Origin of the sequence: Pantoea sp. EABMAA-21, from assembly GCF_030053335.1 — a bacterium.
In the GTDB taxonomy this organism is placed as follows: domain Bacteria; phylum Pseudomonadota; class Gammaproteobacteria; order Enterobacterales; family Enterobacteriaceae; genus Pantoea; species Pantoea communis.
Genome location: NZ_JASGBX010000005.1, coordinates 129,750 through 146,051 on the forward strand (window position 1 = coordinate 129,750; position 16,302 = coordinate 146,051).

Consider the following 16,302-nt stretch of genomic DNA (forward strand, 5'->3'; position numbering starts at 1 on the left):
ACGGCAGGAACGCGCAATGAAATGCGCCGCGATGGCCAAGGCCAGCGGCGCACAGGGCCTTAATGGCCGGGGAAATTCACGAGGCTGTAGCAATCAATGCCGATCGCGTTAAGGCGCGCTTCACCGCTCAGATCAAACAGGTTGATCACGAACGCAGCATCTTTCACTTCGCCACCGGCACGGCGGATCAGTTTCACTGTGGCTTCCAGCGTACCGCCGGTGGCCAGCAGATCGTCCACCACCAGCACCACATCACCTGGCTTAATGGCATCTTTGTGCAGCTCCAGCGCATCAGAACCGTACTCCAGCTCATAGCTCTCGCTGTAGGTTTCACGCGGCAGCTTGCCCGGCTTACGCACCGGCACAAAACCGACACCCAGACCCAGTGCCACCGGTGCACCAAACAGGAAGCCACGTGCTTCGGTGCCCACCACTTTGGTGATACCTTTGTTACGATAGCGTTCAACCAGAATGGCAATCGACGCGGCATAGGCCTGCGGATCTTCCATCAAACTGGTGACGTCACGGAACAGGATGCCCGGCTTAGGGTAGTCAGGGATGCTTTTGATGCTGTTTTTGATGAGTTCAAGCTGCTGAGCAGTTGCGGTCATAAGTGTTACGCCTGGAAAAATATCTAATACGCGCAGCATCCGACAGCGCCAATACCCGGAAACCGGGTTAAGCGAAGACGTTTAAAAAGGGAAGCCACGCACGAAGATGCCCAAATCTATGCAAATACCTGTCTAAATGCAACCCTGCCGCACTTAATCGCCGCTGTCAGCATTTTCTGCCACTACCGGGATACGCCACATAAACAAAAGCAGCGCGCACAACATGATGCCCAGCATAATCCGCACCCACAGCATGTTAACCAGATAAATAGAAGCGGCAAAGGTGATGACAATCAGCAACATGGCGCGGCCTTTGGCGCCGGGCGGCATGGCGCGATGCTGTTGCCAGTGGCGGATGTAGCGACCAAACGGCGAGCGCCACAGCAGCCAGTGGTGAAAACGCGGTGACGAACGGGCAAAGCACCAGGCGGCCAGCAACACAAATGGCGTGGTCGGTAACAAAGGTAATACAATGCCCAGCGTGCCCAGCACAATCGCCAGCCAGCCAAGACACAGAAGAAAAATTCGTTGCATGCCTGATGCCTGATAAAATCGGAACTGCGCTACGTTAACACAGTCGGAATCAGAGTGATGCCCCAACCGCCCGCACATCAACGTCTGCTCGCCATTGTCGATCAGCTACGACAGCAAATCGCGCAGCAACGCGATGGTGCCTGCCGACAGCCCCGTTTTGACGCCCAACTGTTCCATTGCAAAGGCACGCGGCTCGCTGATTATCTCGCTGAGCTGGAGCAAAATTTAACCCAGCTTGGCGCAGCCGATACTGATGTGATGCGCCGCCAGTGGCTGGCGGAGAAAGTGCTGGACCAGATTGCCGCCCTGCAACGCGAATGCCAGAGCCAGCAACTGCGCACCCCGCGTGAGCGTCCTCGCGTTGATCCGCGCCAGTCGAAGCGCGAAGAGTATCAGGGCTATGAAACGCGCCTGCTGGCAATGATCGAACAACGTGAGCAACATCTGGCGCGCACCGAAACCCTCAGCGTGCAGCAGCAGTTGATCCGCGATATCGAAGTGCTGCACGAGCGGCTGGCACGCTGTCGCCATGCGATGCACAAACTGGAAATGTCAGGCCCGGCACGGTAATCACCGCCCACTTTCCTCTATACCCGTCATACTTCACACGGCAGGTGTGTTGGCTACGCTCATTCCCCCCATCTCTTACCTGAGTAAGCGCTTGCGGGTTCATTCCTTTGCCACTTGCCTGCACCTGAAATTATTTAGGATATATACTCCCCCTATGAATGAAGGAGGAAAATCATGACCCTAATTATGTGGATAGCGATTGGCGTGGTGGCTGGCTGCATCAAGCGCATGGTTTTTCCCGGTCGGCCGGGTGGGTTTGTTCCGACGCTGGTGCTGGCCGTGATTGGTGCGTTAATTGGGGGTTACATCGCGACTTATTTTACAACGGGTGATTTAGCGACGTTGCACCCCGCTGGCTTTGGGGTGGCACTGCTGGGTTCCATTTTGATGCTGCTGGTGGCGGCAAAATTACGTATTTAACAAGGAGAGATCATGTCACTGGAAACTGCATCCGATGAGATCAAACTGGCAGTGGATTTGATACAACTGCTGGAAGAGAACCAGGTGCCTACCGCAACCGTGTTAGCCGCGCTGGCGATTGTCCAACGCGATTATCAGCAGAAACAGGCGGCAGAGGGCGTTAATTAACGCGCCGAAGAGAGAGTGGGACTGAGCCGCAGCATATCAATAAAGGCATCCACCAACTGCGGCGCATCTGCCGCCAGATCAAACGCCTGCGGGTTAAACAGCCAGTTTTCCATCATACCGTTGATATAACCGCACATCAGACGCGCCGATTGCAACGTGTTCAATCCCGCAGGCAACTGGCCCACTTCGATACACTCACGTAGCACCAATTCAATTCGGTCGTAACACTCAAGCAGTAAACTTTGACGCATATCCTGTAATGTCGACATTTCGCCAACGAATTCACATTTATGGAAGATAATCTCCATTAATGCGCGTCTTTGTGGATCCTTTGCTGTGGCGTCAAGGATATAGATCAACATAGAACGGATAACAGAAAGTGGATCGTCCGGGTATTTTGTCTGATACTCAAGTTCCACATCGTCAAGCCCAGCGTCACACCGAAGCCAGATTTCATGCAGAACATCGGCTTTATTTTTGAAATGCCAGTAGATAGCACCGCGCGTGACGCCGGCCGCTGTTGCGATATCTGCCAGGGATGTGGCAGCCACACCGTGTTCAGAGAAGTGTGCTAAAGCGGCATCCAGAATTTGGTTCCGCGTTTCAAGTGCTTGCGCTTTGGTTTTTCGTGCCATAGAGGACTTTTTTTACAAACTGGCAAGTTTACATACATTTGTGAATGTATGTACCATAGCACGACCCGTGTTTTAACGCAGCAATGGGTTTATCGGTTTGTGATCCATTGATCATTTGATATCGGACACTAGAGGTTTATTTATGAATAAAAACAGAGGATTAGCGCCTCTGGCGGCCGTCCTGATGCTTTCAGGCAGCTTTGTGTTAACAGGATGTGATGATAATAAATCCCAGCAAGCCGCCCAGCAGCAGCCCCCAGAAGTGGGTGTTGTGACGTTAAAAAACGAGCCTTTGAAAATTACCACCGAACTGCCAGGACGTACTTCGGCATTCCGCGTGGCAGAAGTACGCCCTCAGGTGTCAGGCATTATTCTGAAGCGTAATTTTGAGGAAGGAACGGATATCAAAGCAGGCGTGTCCCTGTATCAGATCGATCCGGCAACTTACCAGGCGGCTTATGACAGCGCCAAAGGCGATTTAGCACAGGCGCAAGCCAATGCACACGTCGCGCAGTTAACCATCAAACGTTATAAGCCGCTGCTGGGTACTAAGTACATCAGTCAGCAGGACTATGACACCGCGGCGGCCACCGCTGCACAGACGGCTGCAGCCGTTCAGGCAGCCCAGGCCAATGTGGAAACCGCCCGCATCAATCTGGCTTACACCAAAGTGACGTCGCCGATCAGCGGTCGCATTGGTAAATCGTCAGTCACTGAGGGCGCTCTGGTTTCCAGCGGTCAAACCACTGCGCTGGCAACCGTGCAGCAGCTCGATCCAATGTATGTCGATGTGACCCAATCCAGTGATGATTTCCTGCGTTTGCGCGCAGAACTGGAATCCGGTCAGCTGAAACAGAATGACGGCAAAGCCAACGTCACGCTCTTGATGCAAAACGGTAACGCATACACGCAGACAGGCACATTGGAATTCTCTGATGTGACCGTGGATGAAACCACCGGCTCCATCACGCTGCGCGCCATCTTCCCGAACCCGGACCATCGCCTGCTGCCAGGGATGTTTGTGCGTGCGCGTCTGGATGAAGGCACCAACCCAACCGCACTGCTGGTACCGCAACAGGGCGTAACCCGTACCCCAACCGGTCAGGCAACTGCGATGGTGGTGGGCGCAGATAATAAAGTGGAAGTCCGTAATATCACCGCTAATCAGGCATTTGGTGACAAATGGCTGGTAACGGATGGCCTGAAAGAAGGCGATCGCGTGATCACCGTCGGTCTTCAGCGTGCCAAGCCAGGTGCGCAGGTGACACCACAAGAAGTCAAAGATGATGCCAAAGCAGCACCGGAATCACAGTCTGCTAAATCATCGTCCTAAACAGGAGCCACTGATACATGGCTAAGTTCTTTATCGATCGCCCCATTTTTGCCTGGGTGCTTGCCATCATCATTATGCTGGCAGGTACTCTTGCAATTATCAGCTTGCCGATTGAGCAATATCCCAATGTTGCGCCGCCGGCCGTTGAAATCCAGGCAACCTACCCGGGTGCTGATGCGAAAACGCTGCAGGATTCGGTAACCCAGGTTATCGAACAAAACATGAACGGCATCGATGGCCTGATGTATATGGCCTCGAGCAGTGACTCGTCCGGTACTTTAACCCTGACGCTGACCTTCCAGTCCGGTACCAACGCCGATATCGCGCAGGTACAGGTACAGAACAAGCTGCAGCTGGCGATGCCACTGCTGCCGCAGGAAGTACAGCAGCAAGGTATTCAGGTTAAAAAATCCTCCAGCAGCTTCCTGATGGTAGCGGGCTTTGTCAGTGATGACGGCAGCATGACGCAGAATGATATCTCTGACTATGTTGCTTCAAACATCAAAGACCCGATCAGCCGTACGCCTGGCGTCGGTGATACGCAGGTGTTTGGTGCGCAGTACGCGATGCGCATCTGGCTCGACCCGCACAAACTGAACAACTACCAGCTGACGCCGGTCGATGTCATCAGTGCGTTGGGCACCCAGAACACCCAGGTCGCCGCCGGTCAGTTAGGGGGTACACCGCCCGTGCCTGGCCAGCAGTTGAACGCCTCGATCATTGCGCAGACCCGTCTGACCAATACTGAAGAGTTCGGCAACATCATGCTGAAAGTGAACCAGGATGGCTCACAGGTGCGCTTGCGTGACGTGGCGAAGATTGAACTCGGTGGTGAAAACTACGAGATCATCGCCCGCTACAACGGCAAACCGGCTTCGGGTATCGGTGTGAAACTGGCAACCGGTGCGAATGCATTGGATACCGCCAAAGCGGTGAAAGATGAGCTGGCCAAACTGCAGCCGTTCTTCCCGGCTGGCATGAAAACCGTTTACCCGTACGACACCACGCCGTTCGTGAAGATCTCGATCTTCGAAGTGGTGAAAACGCTGTTTGAAGCGATCGTGCTGGTGTTCCTGGTGATGTACCTGTTCCTGCAGAACTTCCGCGCCACGCTGATTCCGACCATTGCGGTGCCGGTGGTGCTGTTGGGTACGTTTGCGATTATCAGTGCCTTTGGTTACTCGATAAACACTCTGACGATGTTCGGGATGGTACTCGCCATCGGCCTGTTGGTGGATGACGCCATCGTGGTGGTAGAGAACGTTGAGCGTGTGATGGCGGAAGAAGGTTTACCGCCGAAAGAAGCGACGAAACGTTCGATGGAGCAGATTCAGGGTGCGCTGGTGGGTATTGCCCTGGTGCTGTCCGCAGTATTCATCCCGATGGCCTTCTTCGGTGGCTCTACCGGGGTTATTTATCGTCAGTTCTCGATCACCATCGTTTCCGCAATGGCACTGTCAGTACTGGTGGCGTTGATTCTGACGCCGGCACTCTGTGCCACCATGCTGAAACCGATCAAGAAAGGCGATCACGGTAAAACCACTGGCTTCTTCGGCTGGTTCAACCGCCTGTTCGACAAGAGCACCAACCACTACGTCGATAGCGTAGGTCACATCGTGCGTAGCACCGGTCGTTATCTGGTGATCTACCTGGTGATCGTGGTCGGCATGGCGTATCTGTTCCTGAAACTGCCTACCTCCTTCCTGCCGGAAGAGGATCAGGGTCTGTTACTGGCGCAGGCGCAGTTGCCAGCCGGTGCAACCCAGGAACGTACGCAGAAAGTGCTGGATCAGGTGACCGATTACTTCCTGAACAAAGAGAAAGACAGCGTTAACTCGGTATTTACCGTTAACGGCTTTGGCTTTGCGGGTCGTGGTCAGAACACCGGTATTGCCTTCGTCAGCCTGAAACCGTGGGATGAGCGTGGCGATGCCAGCCTGAAAGTGCCAGCGATTGCCGGACGCGCCATGCAGGCGTTGGGTCAGATCAAAGATGCGATGGTCTTCCCGTTCAACCTGCCAGCGATTATCGAGCTGGGTAACGCCACCGGCTTCGACTTCATGCTGACGGACCAGGGTAACCTGGGTCACGAGAAGTTAACCGCCGCGCGTAACCAGCTGTTTGGCATGATTGCCCAGCATCCGGATACGCTGGTGGGCGTGCGTCCAAACGGTATGGAAGATACGCCACAGTACAAACTGATCATCGATCAGGAAAAAGCGCAGGCGTTGGGTGTGTCGCTGTCTGACATCAACACCACGCTGGGCGCGGGCTGGGGTGGTTCGTACGTCAATGACTTCATCGACCGTGGTCGTGTGAAGAAAGTGTACGTCATGGGCCAGGCTGACTCGCGTATGTTGCCAGATGACATCAGCAAATGGTTTGTGCGTAACAGCTCCGGCACTATGGTTCCGTTCTCAGCCTTCTCTTCGGCGAAGTGGCAGTACGGTTCACCACGTCTGGAACGTTACAACGGCTTACCATCAATGGAGATTCTGGGTCAGGCTGCACCAGGCAAGAGCTCCGGCGATGCCATGAACCTGATGGAAGAGCTGGCGGGCAAACTGCCTGCGGGTATCGGCTATGACTGGACCGGTATGTCTTACCAGGAACGTCTGTCCGGTAACCAGGCCCCTGCCCTGTACGCCATCTCGCTGATTGTGGTGTTCCTGTGTCTGGCGGCATTGTATGAGAGCTGGTCGATTCCGTTCTCCGTTATGCTGGTGGTGCCGCTGGGTGTGGTCGGTGCATTGATCTTCACCACCCTGCGCGGACTCAGTAACGACGTCTACTTCGTGGTGGGGCTGCTGACAACCATTGGCTTGTCGGCGAAGAACGCCATCCTAATCGTTGAATTCGCCAAGGATTTGATGGAGAAGGAAGGGAAAGGTTTGGTGGAATCAACTCTGGAAGCAGCACGTATGCGTCTGCGTCCAATTCTGATGACCTCACTGGCCTTTATCCTCGGTGTTCTGCCGCTGGCCATCAGTACCGGTGCTGGTTCCGGCGCACAGAACGCCGTGGGTACTGGCGTAATGGGCGGCATGGTAACCGCAACCGCGTTGGCAATCTTCTTCGTACCGGTGTTCTTCGTGGTGGTACGTCGCCGCTTTGGTAAAAACAAAGCGGAGATTGAGCAAGGCCATCCGGTCGAGCACAAACACTAAGTTGTCACCTGTTGAAAAGGCCGCGCAAGCGGCCTTTTTTATTGCCTGAACACCGCCCTTCACCCGACCGTTCAATACCCTTACTGCGATCGCGGTTGCAATCAATTCTCTGCAGGTTCATACTATTGTTATATTATAACATTACATGAGAGTGCAGTTATGAAAGCCAATATCCATCCTCATTACCGTCCCGTGGTGTTCCACGACACCTCTGTCGATGAGTATTTCAAAATCGGTTCCACCATTAAAACCGAACGCACCATTGAGTTCGAAGGCGAAGTGCTGCCGTACGTGACGCTGGATGTCTCGTCTAAATCCCACGTCCACTACACCGGCAAGCAAAAAGATCTCACCAAAGAAGGCAGCGCCGCACGCTTCAACAAGCGTTTCGGCAGCTTCCTGACGCGCGGCAATTAATCAGGAGTTAACGCATGCAGGTTTTAAGTTCATTACGGTCTGCCAAGACCCGTCACAAGGATTGCAAAGTCGTGCGTCGTAAAGGTCGCATTTACGTGATCTGCAAAACAAATCCGCGCTTTAAGGCGGTTCAGGGAAGAAAAAAGAAAAGGTAGGAAAGTGTCGTGATAATTGGCCGGGATGCTCCCCGGCCTTTTTTTTACTTCATGCTCTGCAACATGATATCGACGTTGTGCTTGAAGGCAGCAACATAGGTCGCAGCAGGACCGTTCGCCTCGGACAACGCTTCAGGATAGAGTTCACCACCTGGCTGTGCGCCAGTTTCGCTGGCAATCTGTTTCACCAAACGCGGATCGGTCTGATTCTCCATGAAGTAAGTCTTGATGTGCTCAGCCTTCAGCTGCTTGATAATCGATGCCACATCGCTGGCACTGGCTTCGGCTTCCGTGGAGAAACCGACTGGCGCAAGGAAACTCACACCGTAACGCTGGCCAAAGTAACCAAAGGCATCATGGCTGGTCAGCACTTTACGCTTGCTTTTCGGCACTGCAGCAAACTCCGTTTTTGCCCAGCTATCCAGTTTTTCCAACTGCTGAATGTAGCTTTCACCGCTCTTGCGGATATCCGCCGCATCTTGCGGGTCGGCTTTAATCAGCGCATTCATCACGTTGGTGGCATAAATCACGCCATTGTGCATGCTATTCCACGCGTGTGGGTCAGTCACGGTTTTGCCGTCTTCTTCCATTTTGCGTGTGTTGACGCCGTTGGAGGCGACCACAATCGTGCCTTTATAACCGGAGGCGCTGATCAGGCGATCCATCCACCCTTCCATCCCCAAACCACTCACAAATACCACATTGGCTTTAGCCAATGCCTGGCTATCCTGTGGCGTTGGTTCGAAGGTATGAGGATCGCCGTTAGGCTGCACCAGCGACTTCACGTTAACGTGATCGCCGCCCACCTGCTTAACGATATCCGCCAGCACGGTGAAACTCGCTACCACTTCCACGGTTTTCGCCATGGTCAGTGGGCTAATCAACATGGCGCCAATCGCCAGACTCAACGGTAACTTCTTCATTCGTATCCCCTAATTGTATAGTTATCGACGGCGCAGCAGGCCGCCACACGGTCCTGTTAAAACAGAAAGCAAAAACAGTACGGCCGCACTCAGCACCACCGCAGGTCCGGCTGGCAGTGAGAAGTGCCAGGAAAGAATTAAACCTACCAGCGCGGCGATCATCGCCAGCAGCATGGCGATGCCGAGCATGCAGGCGAGATGGCGACTCCAGAAACGCGCGCTGGTGGCCGGTAACATCATCAATCCCACCGACATCAACGTGCCGAGCACCTGAAAACCCGCAACCAGATTGAGCACCACCAGCATCAGGAAAATGCCGTGCACGATCGGCGCGCTCCATTTGCCTTGCGCACGCAGGAAATCCGGATCGAACGCATCGATCACCAGCGGACGAAAAATCACTGCCAGCATCAGCAAAGTGAACGCCGCGATGCCGCCCACCAGCAGGATGGCCGCGTTATCGACGGCCAGCAGTGAACCGAACAGCACGTGCAGCAGATCGACGCTCGATCCGCGCAATGACACCAGCGTCACGCCCAGCGCCAGCGAGCCGAGATAAAAGCCAGAGAAACTGGCGTCCTCTTTTAAGGGGGTGTACCGACTGACGGCACCAGAAAGCAGCGCAACGGCTAACCCCGCAATCAACCCGCCGATGCCCATCGCCACCAGCGATAAGCCGGAAACCAGATAGCCAATCGCCGCGCCAGGTAGCACCGCGTGGGAGAGCGCATCGCCCACCAGACTCATACGGCGCAGTGAAAGGAATACACCCAGCGGCGTGGCGCTCAGCGCTAATGCCACACAAGCCACTAATGCACGGCGCATGAAACCAAATTCGATAAACGGTTGAATCAATGTCACGAAGCCACCCTGCGCAGCAGTGGAGTTTGAGCGGAGTCAGCATCATCAAGTGACAACACATCTTTGAAGTAACGCGCGACCAGTGGTCGATCGTGCAACACGACTAATAAGGTGGTGCCCGCCTGCTGCTGCTGCTCGAGGATTGACATCAACAGCGTGACGGTTTGCGTATCGATGCCATTAAAGGGTTCATCCAGCAGCCAGACTTTACTTTGCTGCAGCATCAGGCGCGCAAACAGCACCCGCTGCAACTGGCCGCCGGAAAGCATTGAAGGCTGCGCATCGGCGAAATCACGCATCTGCACGGCATCCAGTGCGGCATCGATCTCCTGTCGCATCGCACGATTGATGCCACCAAACCAGCCGCAGCGCGGCCAGCATCCCATAGCAACCAGCTCATAAACGGTAAGCGGGAAACGGGTTTCTAACTCACTACGCTGCGGTAACCAGCCAAGCGCCTTAGGCGAAATTTTTAATTCGCAAGTCCCTGCAATCGGCGGCAACAGACCGGCGATGGTTTTCAGTAGCGTGGATTTTCCGGTGCCGTTCGCGCCGATTAATGCCGTCATGCTGCCTGCCGCCAGTTCTCCGGTCACTATCGGCGTCACCGCTTGTCCCTGATAGCCGCCCTGCAAGCGGTTGAAATGCATCATTTCTGCATTCCCCAATAGATAGCCAGCGCCAGGAACGCGATAAGCAGCAGCGCGACCAGCAGGCGGCCGCTAAGTGAGAGGAGTAAACCACTGTGATTCATGGAGGGAGACCAAAAACGTTATAACATAACAATTATACTACCTGATTTTCCCCGCGCGATACCCGAGAGAAAGTGTTTCAAAAGTTAACCATTTGGCGCTTACTCTGTGGCTATCACTGGATCTGAATCGATTGAGCGATAAATCCCATCGCAACGATTACGTATTCTGCACAGAGTTAACTTGCAATATTTGGCCAGAACCCCAATGATAGATTCATCCTCCTTTTTTTACCGGAAGCGAAATGCAGTCTATTATTCATTGTGATATTGCTGTGGATGAGGACGATTGCGAGAAGTTGCAGGCTATTATCCAGGGGAATATTCTCAAAATAGCCGAAGCCCTTGCAGGTGATTTACAGTGGTATTCTCAAAACGCGCAATTAGTTCCCGACAGTTTTAAGATTATTTCCATTCAACCGCACAATAACAATCGATTTAAAATGCTTTACGATTTTAAGTGGGATTTATTTAATCCTTGCCTGGATTTAAACGAAACATCTACCCAGCATGAAGAGATTTTGTTCCAGATAGTACCGGGCGCACTGGTGTTTTCAGTGATAGACAATACCCGCCCCTCGCCAGCCGACGAATTGTAATATTTAGTAATCGAGGTGAGCAAAGCTAATGAATGTGGATTATATTTAAAAAGTCGCTGAATTCTTAATATTCGTGATCGCTTCCTGATAGCTTTTCCAAATCTCGCCGCGCTGCGGTCACTGTGCAAGCTCTGGAGGGGAAAAAGATGGACGAATACTCACCAAAACGGCATGATATTGCCCAGCTTAAATTCCTGTGTGAGAAGCTGTTTGACGAAAGTATGGCGACACTGACTGACAGCCATCACGGCTGGGTGAATGACCCTACTGCGGAAAGCAATTTACAGCTCAACGATTTGATTGAGCATATCGCGTCTTTCACGATGAATTACAAAATTAAGCACGTTGAAGATGAAGCGCTGATTACGCAAATCGATGAATATCTTGACGATACCTTTATGCTGTTTAGCAGTTATGGAATCAATACTCAGGATCTTCAACGGTGGCAACGTTCAGCAAGACGCTTATTTAATCTGTTTGCCGAAGAGTGCGCTTTTCTCCAACAACCCAGCCATTCCTTTTAGCATCAGAGTGAGACCGGTTTATTTATGAGCAACCAAGCCTTAACCAAAACAGACTATTTGATGCGACTGCGTCGTTGTCGCTCAATTGACACCCTTGAACGGGTGATTGAAAAAAACAAGTACGAATTATCTGACAACGAACTCGCGGTATTTTATTCTGCGGCCGATCATCGTCTCGCTGAACTGACGATGAATAAGCTTTACGACAAAGTACCGGTTTCTGTCTGGAAGTTCGTCCGCTAACTATTTTTACCCGCTGTTCGTTACGCCATCTTTTCCCTTCAGGGAATGATTCACAGGCAAAGGAGTGCCAGCGTTTCGCTATGTACTGATTTCTTGAGGATTTTTTCGGGGAGTAGAAATGGTGGAGGCCCTGCCAGCTACATCCCGGCACACGCGTCGCCTGCTGCGGCTGCTTCCTTCCGGACCTGACCGAGTTCACAAGTTAGCGTTGCGGGAGAACCAACAGGGCCCCCATTGACGAGCTCTCTTTCGAGAGCGCAGGCATTATCAAGTAACCCCCTGGCAATTGCAAGCGCAGGCCGGGTGACCGTTGTTTTCTTGAACAGCTCGCCAGTAAAACCCTGATTCTCGCCCTCCCGGCATGTTAAAGTCGCCCTTTATTCGCTGAATCCGGTGCGTGTATGAATGACACAAGCAATTTCTCCGAGCGCGTCTGGCAAATTATTGCCGCAATCCCCAGAGGCAAAGTCACCACCTACGGCGATATCGCCCTGCTTGCCGGTTCACCGCGCGCAGCCCGACAAGTCGGCGGCGTATTACGTCGCTTACCCGAGGGCAGCAAATTACCGTGGTTCCGCGTCATCAATCGCCATGGCCGCATTTCTCTGCAGGGCGATGATCTCTTCCGCCAGCGCGATGCGCTGGAAGCCGAAGGCATCGAAGTCAGTGATGCCGGTGAGATTGAATTAGAGAAGTATCGCTGGGAGTACTAAGCGCCCCCCTGCTGAGGTGCGGGCAGGCAACACTGTGGAGTAAAGCATCCCCGCCAAAGATGAAAGTGACGAGTAATCAGAGGCAGTCTGCTAATTCCATGGAACAACTCGCCCCAACACACCCATGCTGAGGTGCGGGTAGGCAACACTGTGGAGTAAAGCGTCACACGCCAGGGATGGCGTGTGCCGAGCGATCAGGGACGAGACAGCGACTTTACGCAACAGTGTTGCCTACCCGTACACTCCCCCGTCCCAGTTTTTTACATGCTTCCCAGGCAGTGCGCCCAGACTAGCACCGAGTGATTTTCACATACTCGTCGGCGCAGGCACCGAAGCAGAAGGCACCACCTGCGTTGGCGACGTTGACGGCACCGTTGTCGCCGCGCCTGGCGTGGTCTGCATCGCCATATTGGTCACAGGTACCAACAGCAGTTCCGCTTTCGTACCGCCCTGATTGATCACCGGCTTCACCGTATCGGTAATGAACGCCAGTTTGCCATCAATAGCGATAGCCGCACTCAACAGAATCCGCGCATTCGGCTGAATATCGGCCGGGTTAAACGGCAGCACAAACTGGAATGGCGCCTGTTTCCCTTCGGTGCGCACCACATGCTGCGCCAGCACTTTAGATGGTGCATCGGCCAGTGAAGCGTCAGACAGCGTAACGGTCAGCACCGCATCCGGCGGCAACGCAATGCGCTGGCGAATATACACCGAACCACTAACATTTGGCTGCGTAATCGCGGCCTGCTGTCCTGCAACGGCGGAACCTAACGTTGGGGTGGCTACCGGCTTACTGTGATCGGCACAGCCAGCCAATGCTGCCGCCAGCGTCACACCGCTAATAACATGCCAGAGTTTCATCGATGTCGTCTCCTTATGAACACTATGATTGTCGGCGGACAAATTGTTGGGTAGCTTTTCAACCGCCGAATGCCCTTAATTCTGGCACAAAAAACCGGATTGCGCCCAAAAGCACTGCCAGCTCACTGAAATCACGGCAAAATCATTGACGGAAACTGGTCGGATCTTTCACACTGACGCGATTGCCCCCCAGAGGAATCTGCTATGAGCCAGGCACTGCAAAACCTGCTTAATTTACTCGATCTCGAAAAACTCGAAGAAGGCCTGTTTCGCGGCCAAAGTGAAGATCTCGGCCTGCGCCAGGTGTTTGGCGGCCAGGTCGTCGGTCAGGCGTTATACGCAGCAAAACAAACCGTGCCGGAAGAGCGCATCATCCACTCGTTCCACAGCTACTTCCTGCGTCCTGGTGATAGCGAAAAAGCCATCATTTACGATGTCGAAACCCTGCGCGATGGCAAAAGCTTCAGCGCGCGTCGTGTCAGCGCGGTGCAAAATGGTCACCCCATTTTCTACATGACAGCCTCATTCCAGGCACCCGAAAGCGGATTTGAGCACCAGAACACTATGCCTCAAGTACCGGGGCCGGATAACCTCCCCTCGGAGCAGGATCTGGCACAAAAACTGGCAGCCCATTTGCCGCTCAAACTCAAAGAAAAGTTTCTCGCTGAACGTCCACTGGATATCCGGCCGGTGCAAATCCATAACCCGCTCAAGGGCCGTGTTGATGAGCCGATGCGCCAGGTGTGGATTCGTGCCAACGGCAAGCTGCCGGACGATCGCCGCATTCATCAATACCTGCTGGGTTACGCCTCGGATCTCAACTTCCTGCCTGTGGCACTACAGCCGCACGGTAAAGGATTTTTAGAGCCTGACATGCAGGTGGCGACGATTGACCACTCCATGTGGTTCCACCGCCCGTTCGACCTTTCAGAGTGGTTGCTGTACAGCGTGGTGAGCACCTCAGCTTCAGGTGCACGTGGGTTTGTACGTGGGGAGTTCTACACGCAGGATGGGACACTGGTCGCGACTACCGTTCAGGAAGGCGTCATGCGCCAACGCGACGCATAATAAAAGGGGGCGATATTATCGCCCCCTCGTCTTTTTATAGTTTTAGCGCACTGCTCTTCTACCGCGCATTTCTTACTGGTTGTAAGCGTTCTCGCCGTGGCTGTTCACATCCAGACCTTCACGTTCCTGATCTTCTGGAACACGCAGGCCAACGATCATATCCGCCAGTTTGAAGCCGATGAAGGCGACAACACCTGACCAGACAATGGTCACGCCGCAGCTGAACAGCTGAACCCAAACCTGATGGCCCATGGTCACGCCTTCTGCGTAGCCCACGCCGCCCAGTGAAGAGGAGGCGAACACACCGGTAAGAATACAACCCAGGATACCGCACACGCCGTGCACACCGAACACATCACACGGGTCATCCACACGCAGCCATTTCTTCAGGGTGGTCACACCCCAGATACCTGCCAGGCCACCGGCCAGACCGATAATCAGCGCACCGCCGACACCGACATAACCACAAGCCGGGGTGATAGCAACCAAACCGGCGATAAAGCCAGAACACGCACCCAGCAGAGAAGGTTTGCCACGCATTGCCCACTCACCGAACACCCATGACAGCACCGCACCTGCAGTCGCCACAACAGTATTCAGGAAAGCCAATGCTGCGATTTCGTTAGCTGAAGAAGCAGAACCGGCGTTGAAACCGAACCAGCCCACATACAGAATCGCAGTACCGGTGAAGACCATTGGCAGGTTGTGCGGCTTGAACGCTTCTTTACCGAAGCCAGCACGTTTGCCCACCAGATAAGCACCCACCAGACCCGCAACGGCTGCGTTGATATGAACAACGGTACCGCCAGCGAAGTCCAGCGCGCCGTCTTGCGCCAGCAGACCGCCAGCCCACACCATGTGTGCGATTGGCAGATAAGAGAGCGTCAACCAGACCACCACAAAAATCAGTACTGCTGAGAAGCGAATACGTTCAGCAATCGCGCCCACAATCAGGCCCACGGTGATACAGGCGAAAGAAGCCTGGAACGCGACGTGAATATACTGATAGAAGCTGCCCATCACTGCTTTCAGCTCGATATTTTTCAGCATCGCCCACTGGAAGTTACCGAAGAAGGCGTTGCCCTCGCTGAAGGCCAGTGAATAACCGTAAATCACCCACAGCACGCAGACTAATGCGAAGGTCACGGCAACCTGGGTCAGCATCGACAGGACGTTTTTACCGCGAATCAAACCGCCGTAAAACAGGGCGATGCCCGGAATCGTCATAAACAGTACCAGAGCGGTACAGATCATCATAAAGGCGTTATCCGCTTTGTCCGCAACGGCAGGTGCTGCCGCCATGGCCAGAGACGGTAACAGTGCCAGGCTGGTGAGGCCCAACTTAGTCATCATTTTATTCATTTCTTTCCATCCCATCACAATTCAGAGCCCCAGTTACAGTGCTGCTTCGTCGGTCTCGCCGGTACGAATACGAATAACGCGCTGCAGTTCTGCGACGAAGATTTTGCCGTCGCCAATTTTGCCGGTGTAAGCGGCTTTGCTGATGACATCCACCACTTCATCGAGTTGATCGTCCGCAATCGCGATATCAATTTTAACTTTTGGCAGGAAGTTCACGCTGTACTCGGCACCGCGATAAAGCTCTGCGTGACCTTTCTGGCGACCAAACCCCTTCACTTCGGTAACAGTCAGTCCCTGAATGCCAATGGAGGATAAAGCTTCACGCACGTCCTCCAGCTTAAATGGTTTGATTACCACGGTAACCAGCTTCATACGTTCCCCTCC

At 53.7% G+C, this 16,302-nt stretch carries 21 protein-coding genes and 1 other RNA gene; 12 read left to right on the forward strand and 10 right to left on the reverse strand.

Going from position 1 to position 16,302, the window contains the following annotated elements; translation table 11 throughout:
* Nucleotides 1-59: 59 nt before the first annotated feature.
* Together apt and QMZ65_RS09420 are read right to left on the reverse strand one after the other, a co-directional pair.
* Nucleotides 60-611 carry an adenine phosphoribosyltransferase gene (gene apt / locus QMZ65_RS09415; RefSeq protein ID WP_097117476.1) on the reverse strand — a complete coding sequence of 184 codons (552 nt, stop codon included), beginning with the start codon at nt 609-611 and terminating at the stop codon, nt 60-62.
* A gap of 153 nt (nt 612-764) precedes the next feature.
* Complete coding sequence (locus QMZ65_RS09420; protein ID WP_097117477.1) at nt 765-1,145, reverse strand: DUF454 family protein; 381 nt, start codon at nt 1,143-1,145, stop codon at nt 765-767.
* 57 nt (nt 1,146-1,202) lie between these two features.
* Here QMZ65_RS09420 and priC point away from each other — a divergent pair, with 57 nt between their 5' ends.
* From priC to rsmS, 3 genes are all read left to right on the forward strand, one after another.
* Nucleotides 1,203-1,715, forward strand: coding sequence for a primosomal replication protein PriC (priC, locus tag QMZ65_RS09425; RefSeq protein ID WP_283215896.1), 513 nt, complete (start codon nt 1,203-1,205; stop codon nt 1,713-1,715).
* Nucleotides 1,716-1,889: 174 nt separating this feature from the next.
* The gene (locus QMZ65_RS09430; RefSeq protein WP_034828157.1) at nt 1,890-2,135 is read left to right on the forward strand and encodes a GlsB/YeaQ/YmgE family stress response membrane protein; all 246 of its coding nucleotides are present in this window, start codon (nt 1,890-1,892) and stop codon (nt 2,133-2,135) included.
* 12 nt (nt 2,136-2,147) lie between these two features.
* Nucleotides 2,148-2,303: a pleiotropic regulatory protein RsmS gene (gene rsmS, locus QMZ65_RS09435; RefSeq protein WP_064511361.1), complete on the forward strand. Its 156-nt coding sequence runs from the start codon at nt 2,148-2,150 to the stop codon at nt 2,301-2,303.
* Here rsmS and acrR read toward each other — a convergent pair.
* Nucleotides 2,300-2,938, reverse strand: a complete 639-nt coding sequence (acrR, locus tag QMZ65_RS09440) for a multidrug efflux transporter transcriptional repressor AcrR (RefSeq protein WP_097117479.1) — start codon at nt 2,936-2,938, stop codon at nt 2,300-2,302. The two genes, rsmS and acrR, sit on opposite strands and share 4 nt — an antisense overlap.
* 142 nt (nt 2,939-3,080) lie before the next feature.
* Between acrR and QMZ65_RS09445 the strand changes: the two genes are divergently transcribed.
* From QMZ65_RS09445 to ykgO, 4 genes are all read left to right on the forward strand, one after another.
* The gene (locus QMZ65_RS09445; RefSeq protein ID WP_034828153.1) at nt 3,081-4,271 is read left to right on the forward strand and encodes an efflux RND transporter periplasmic adaptor subunit; all 1,191 of its coding nucleotides are present in this window, start codon (nt 3,081-3,083) and stop codon (nt 4,269-4,271) included.
* A 17-nt stretch (nt 4,272-4,288) separates the two neighbouring features.
* Nucleotides 4,289-7,438, forward strand: coding sequence for a multidrug efflux RND transporter permease subunit AcrB (locus QMZ65_RS09450; protein WP_034828151.1), 3,150 nt, complete (start codon nt 4,289-4,291; stop codon nt 7,436-7,438).
* 159 nt (nt 7,439-7,597) lie between these two features.
* Nucleotides 7,598-7,855, forward strand: a complete 258-nt coding sequence (locus QMZ65_RS09455) for a type B 50S ribosomal protein L31 (protein ID WP_034828149.1) — start codon at nt 7,598-7,600, stop codon at nt 7,853-7,855.
* A gap of 14 nt (nt 7,856-7,869) precedes the next feature.
* Nucleotides 7,870-8,010, forward strand: a complete 141-nt coding sequence (gene ykgO / locus QMZ65_RS09460; RefSeq protein WP_008103894.1) for a type B 50S ribosomal protein L36 — start codon at nt 7,870-7,872, stop codon at nt 8,008-8,010.
* Between the two features lie 44 nt (nt 8,011-8,054).
* On the opposite strand, the gene QMZ65_RS09465 is transcribed toward ykgO, so the two are convergent.
* From QMZ65_RS09465 to QMZ65_RS09475, 3 genes are read right to left on the reverse strand one after another with little or no spacing between them, the layout of a single operon-like run.
* Nucleotides 8,055-8,933 (reverse strand): metal ABC transporter substrate-binding protein, encoded by an 879-nt coding sequence (locus QMZ65_RS09465; protein WP_283215897.1) that lies wholly within the window; start codon nt 8,931-8,933, stop codon nt 8,055-8,057.
* 21 nt (nt 8,934-8,954) lie between these two features.
* A complete protein-coding gene (locus QMZ65_RS09470) occupies nt 8,955-9,794 on the reverse strand; it encodes a metal ABC transporter permease (RefSeq protein WP_045816335.1) in 840 nt (279 codons plus the stop codon).
* On the reverse strand, nt 9,791-10,447 hold the full coding sequence (locus QMZ65_RS09475) for a metal ABC transporter ATP-binding protein (protein WP_034828143.1): 657 nt from the start codon (nt 10,445-10,447) through the stop codon (nt 9,791-9,793). The genes QMZ65_RS09470 and QMZ65_RS09475 overlap by 4 nt, the downstream gene beginning before the upstream one ends.
* A gap of 343 nt (nt 10,448-10,790) precedes the next feature.
* Here QMZ65_RS09475 and QMZ65_RS09480 point away from each other — a divergent pair, with 343 nt between their 5' ends.
* The 3 genes from QMZ65_RS09480 (at nt 10,791) to hha (ending at nt 11,911) form a co-directional block, all read left to right on the forward strand.
* Entirely contained in the window at nt 10,791-11,144 is a 354-nt protein-coding gene (locus QMZ65_RS09480; RefSeq protein ID WP_283215898.1) for a hypothetical protein, read from the forward strand.
* 146 nt (nt 11,145-11,290) lie between these two features.
* Entirely contained in the window at nt 11,291-11,668 is a 378-nt protein-coding gene (gene tomB, locus QMZ65_RS09485; RefSeq protein ID WP_283215899.1) for an Hha toxicity modulator TomB, read from the forward strand.
* A gap of 24 nt (nt 11,669-11,692) precedes the next feature.
* The gene (hha, locus tag QMZ65_RS09490) at nt 11,693-11,911 is read left to right on the forward strand and encodes a hemolysin expression-modulating protein Hha (RefSeq protein WP_034828137.1); all 219 of its coding nucleotides are present in this window, start codon (nt 11,693-11,695) and stop codon (nt 11,909-11,911) included.
* Between the two features lie 128 nt (nt 11,912-12,039).
* Here hha and ffs read toward each other — a convergent pair.
* An RNA gene (ffs, locus tag QMZ65_RS09495) (signal recognition particle sRNA small type) lies at nt 12,040-12,136 on the reverse strand.
* 176 nt (nt 12,137-12,312) lie between these two features.
* Between ffs and QMZ65_RS09500 the strand changes: the two genes are divergently transcribed.
* A complete protein-coding gene (locus QMZ65_RS09500) occupies nt 12,313-12,624 on the forward strand; it encodes an MGMT family protein (protein WP_097117484.1) in 312 nt (103 codons plus the stop codon).
* A gap of 306 nt (nt 12,625-12,930) precedes the next feature.
* Here QMZ65_RS09500 and QMZ65_RS09505 read toward each other — a convergent pair whose 3' ends face one another.
* Nucleotides 12,931-13,488 (reverse strand): YbaY family lipoprotein, encoded by a 558-nt coding sequence (locus QMZ65_RS09505; protein ID WP_034828134.1) that lies wholly within the window; start codon nt 13,486-13,488, stop codon nt 12,931-12,933.
* Nucleotides 13,489-13,692: 204 nt separating this feature from the next.
* Here QMZ65_RS09505 and tesB point away from each other — a divergent pair, with 204 nt between their 5' ends.
* Nucleotides 13,693-14,556 carry an acyl-CoA thioesterase II gene (tesB, locus tag QMZ65_RS09510; protein ID WP_034828133.1) on the forward strand — a complete coding sequence of 288 codons (864 nt, stop codon included), beginning with the start codon at nt 13,693-13,695 and terminating at the stop codon, nt 14,554-14,556.
* A 72-nt stretch (nt 14,557-14,628) separates the two neighbouring features.
* Here the strand turns inward: tesB and amtB are convergent, their stop codons facing one another.
* Both amtB and glnK read right to left on the reverse strand, forming a co-directional pair.
* Nucleotides 14,629-15,918, reverse strand: coding sequence for an ammonium transporter AmtB (gene amtB, locus QMZ65_RS09515; RefSeq protein WP_038648536.1), 1,290 nt, complete (start codon nt 15,916-15,918; stop codon nt 14,629-14,631).
* 33 nt (nt 15,919-15,951) lie between these two features.
* Nucleotides 15,952-16,290 carry a P-II family nitrogen regulator gene (glnK, locus tag QMZ65_RS09520; protein ID WP_007886947.1) on the reverse strand — a complete coding sequence of 113 codons (339 nt, stop codon included), beginning with the start codon at nt 16,288-16,290 and terminating at the stop codon, nt 15,952-15,954.
* Between the last annotated feature and the right edge of the window lie 12 nt (nt 16,291-16,302).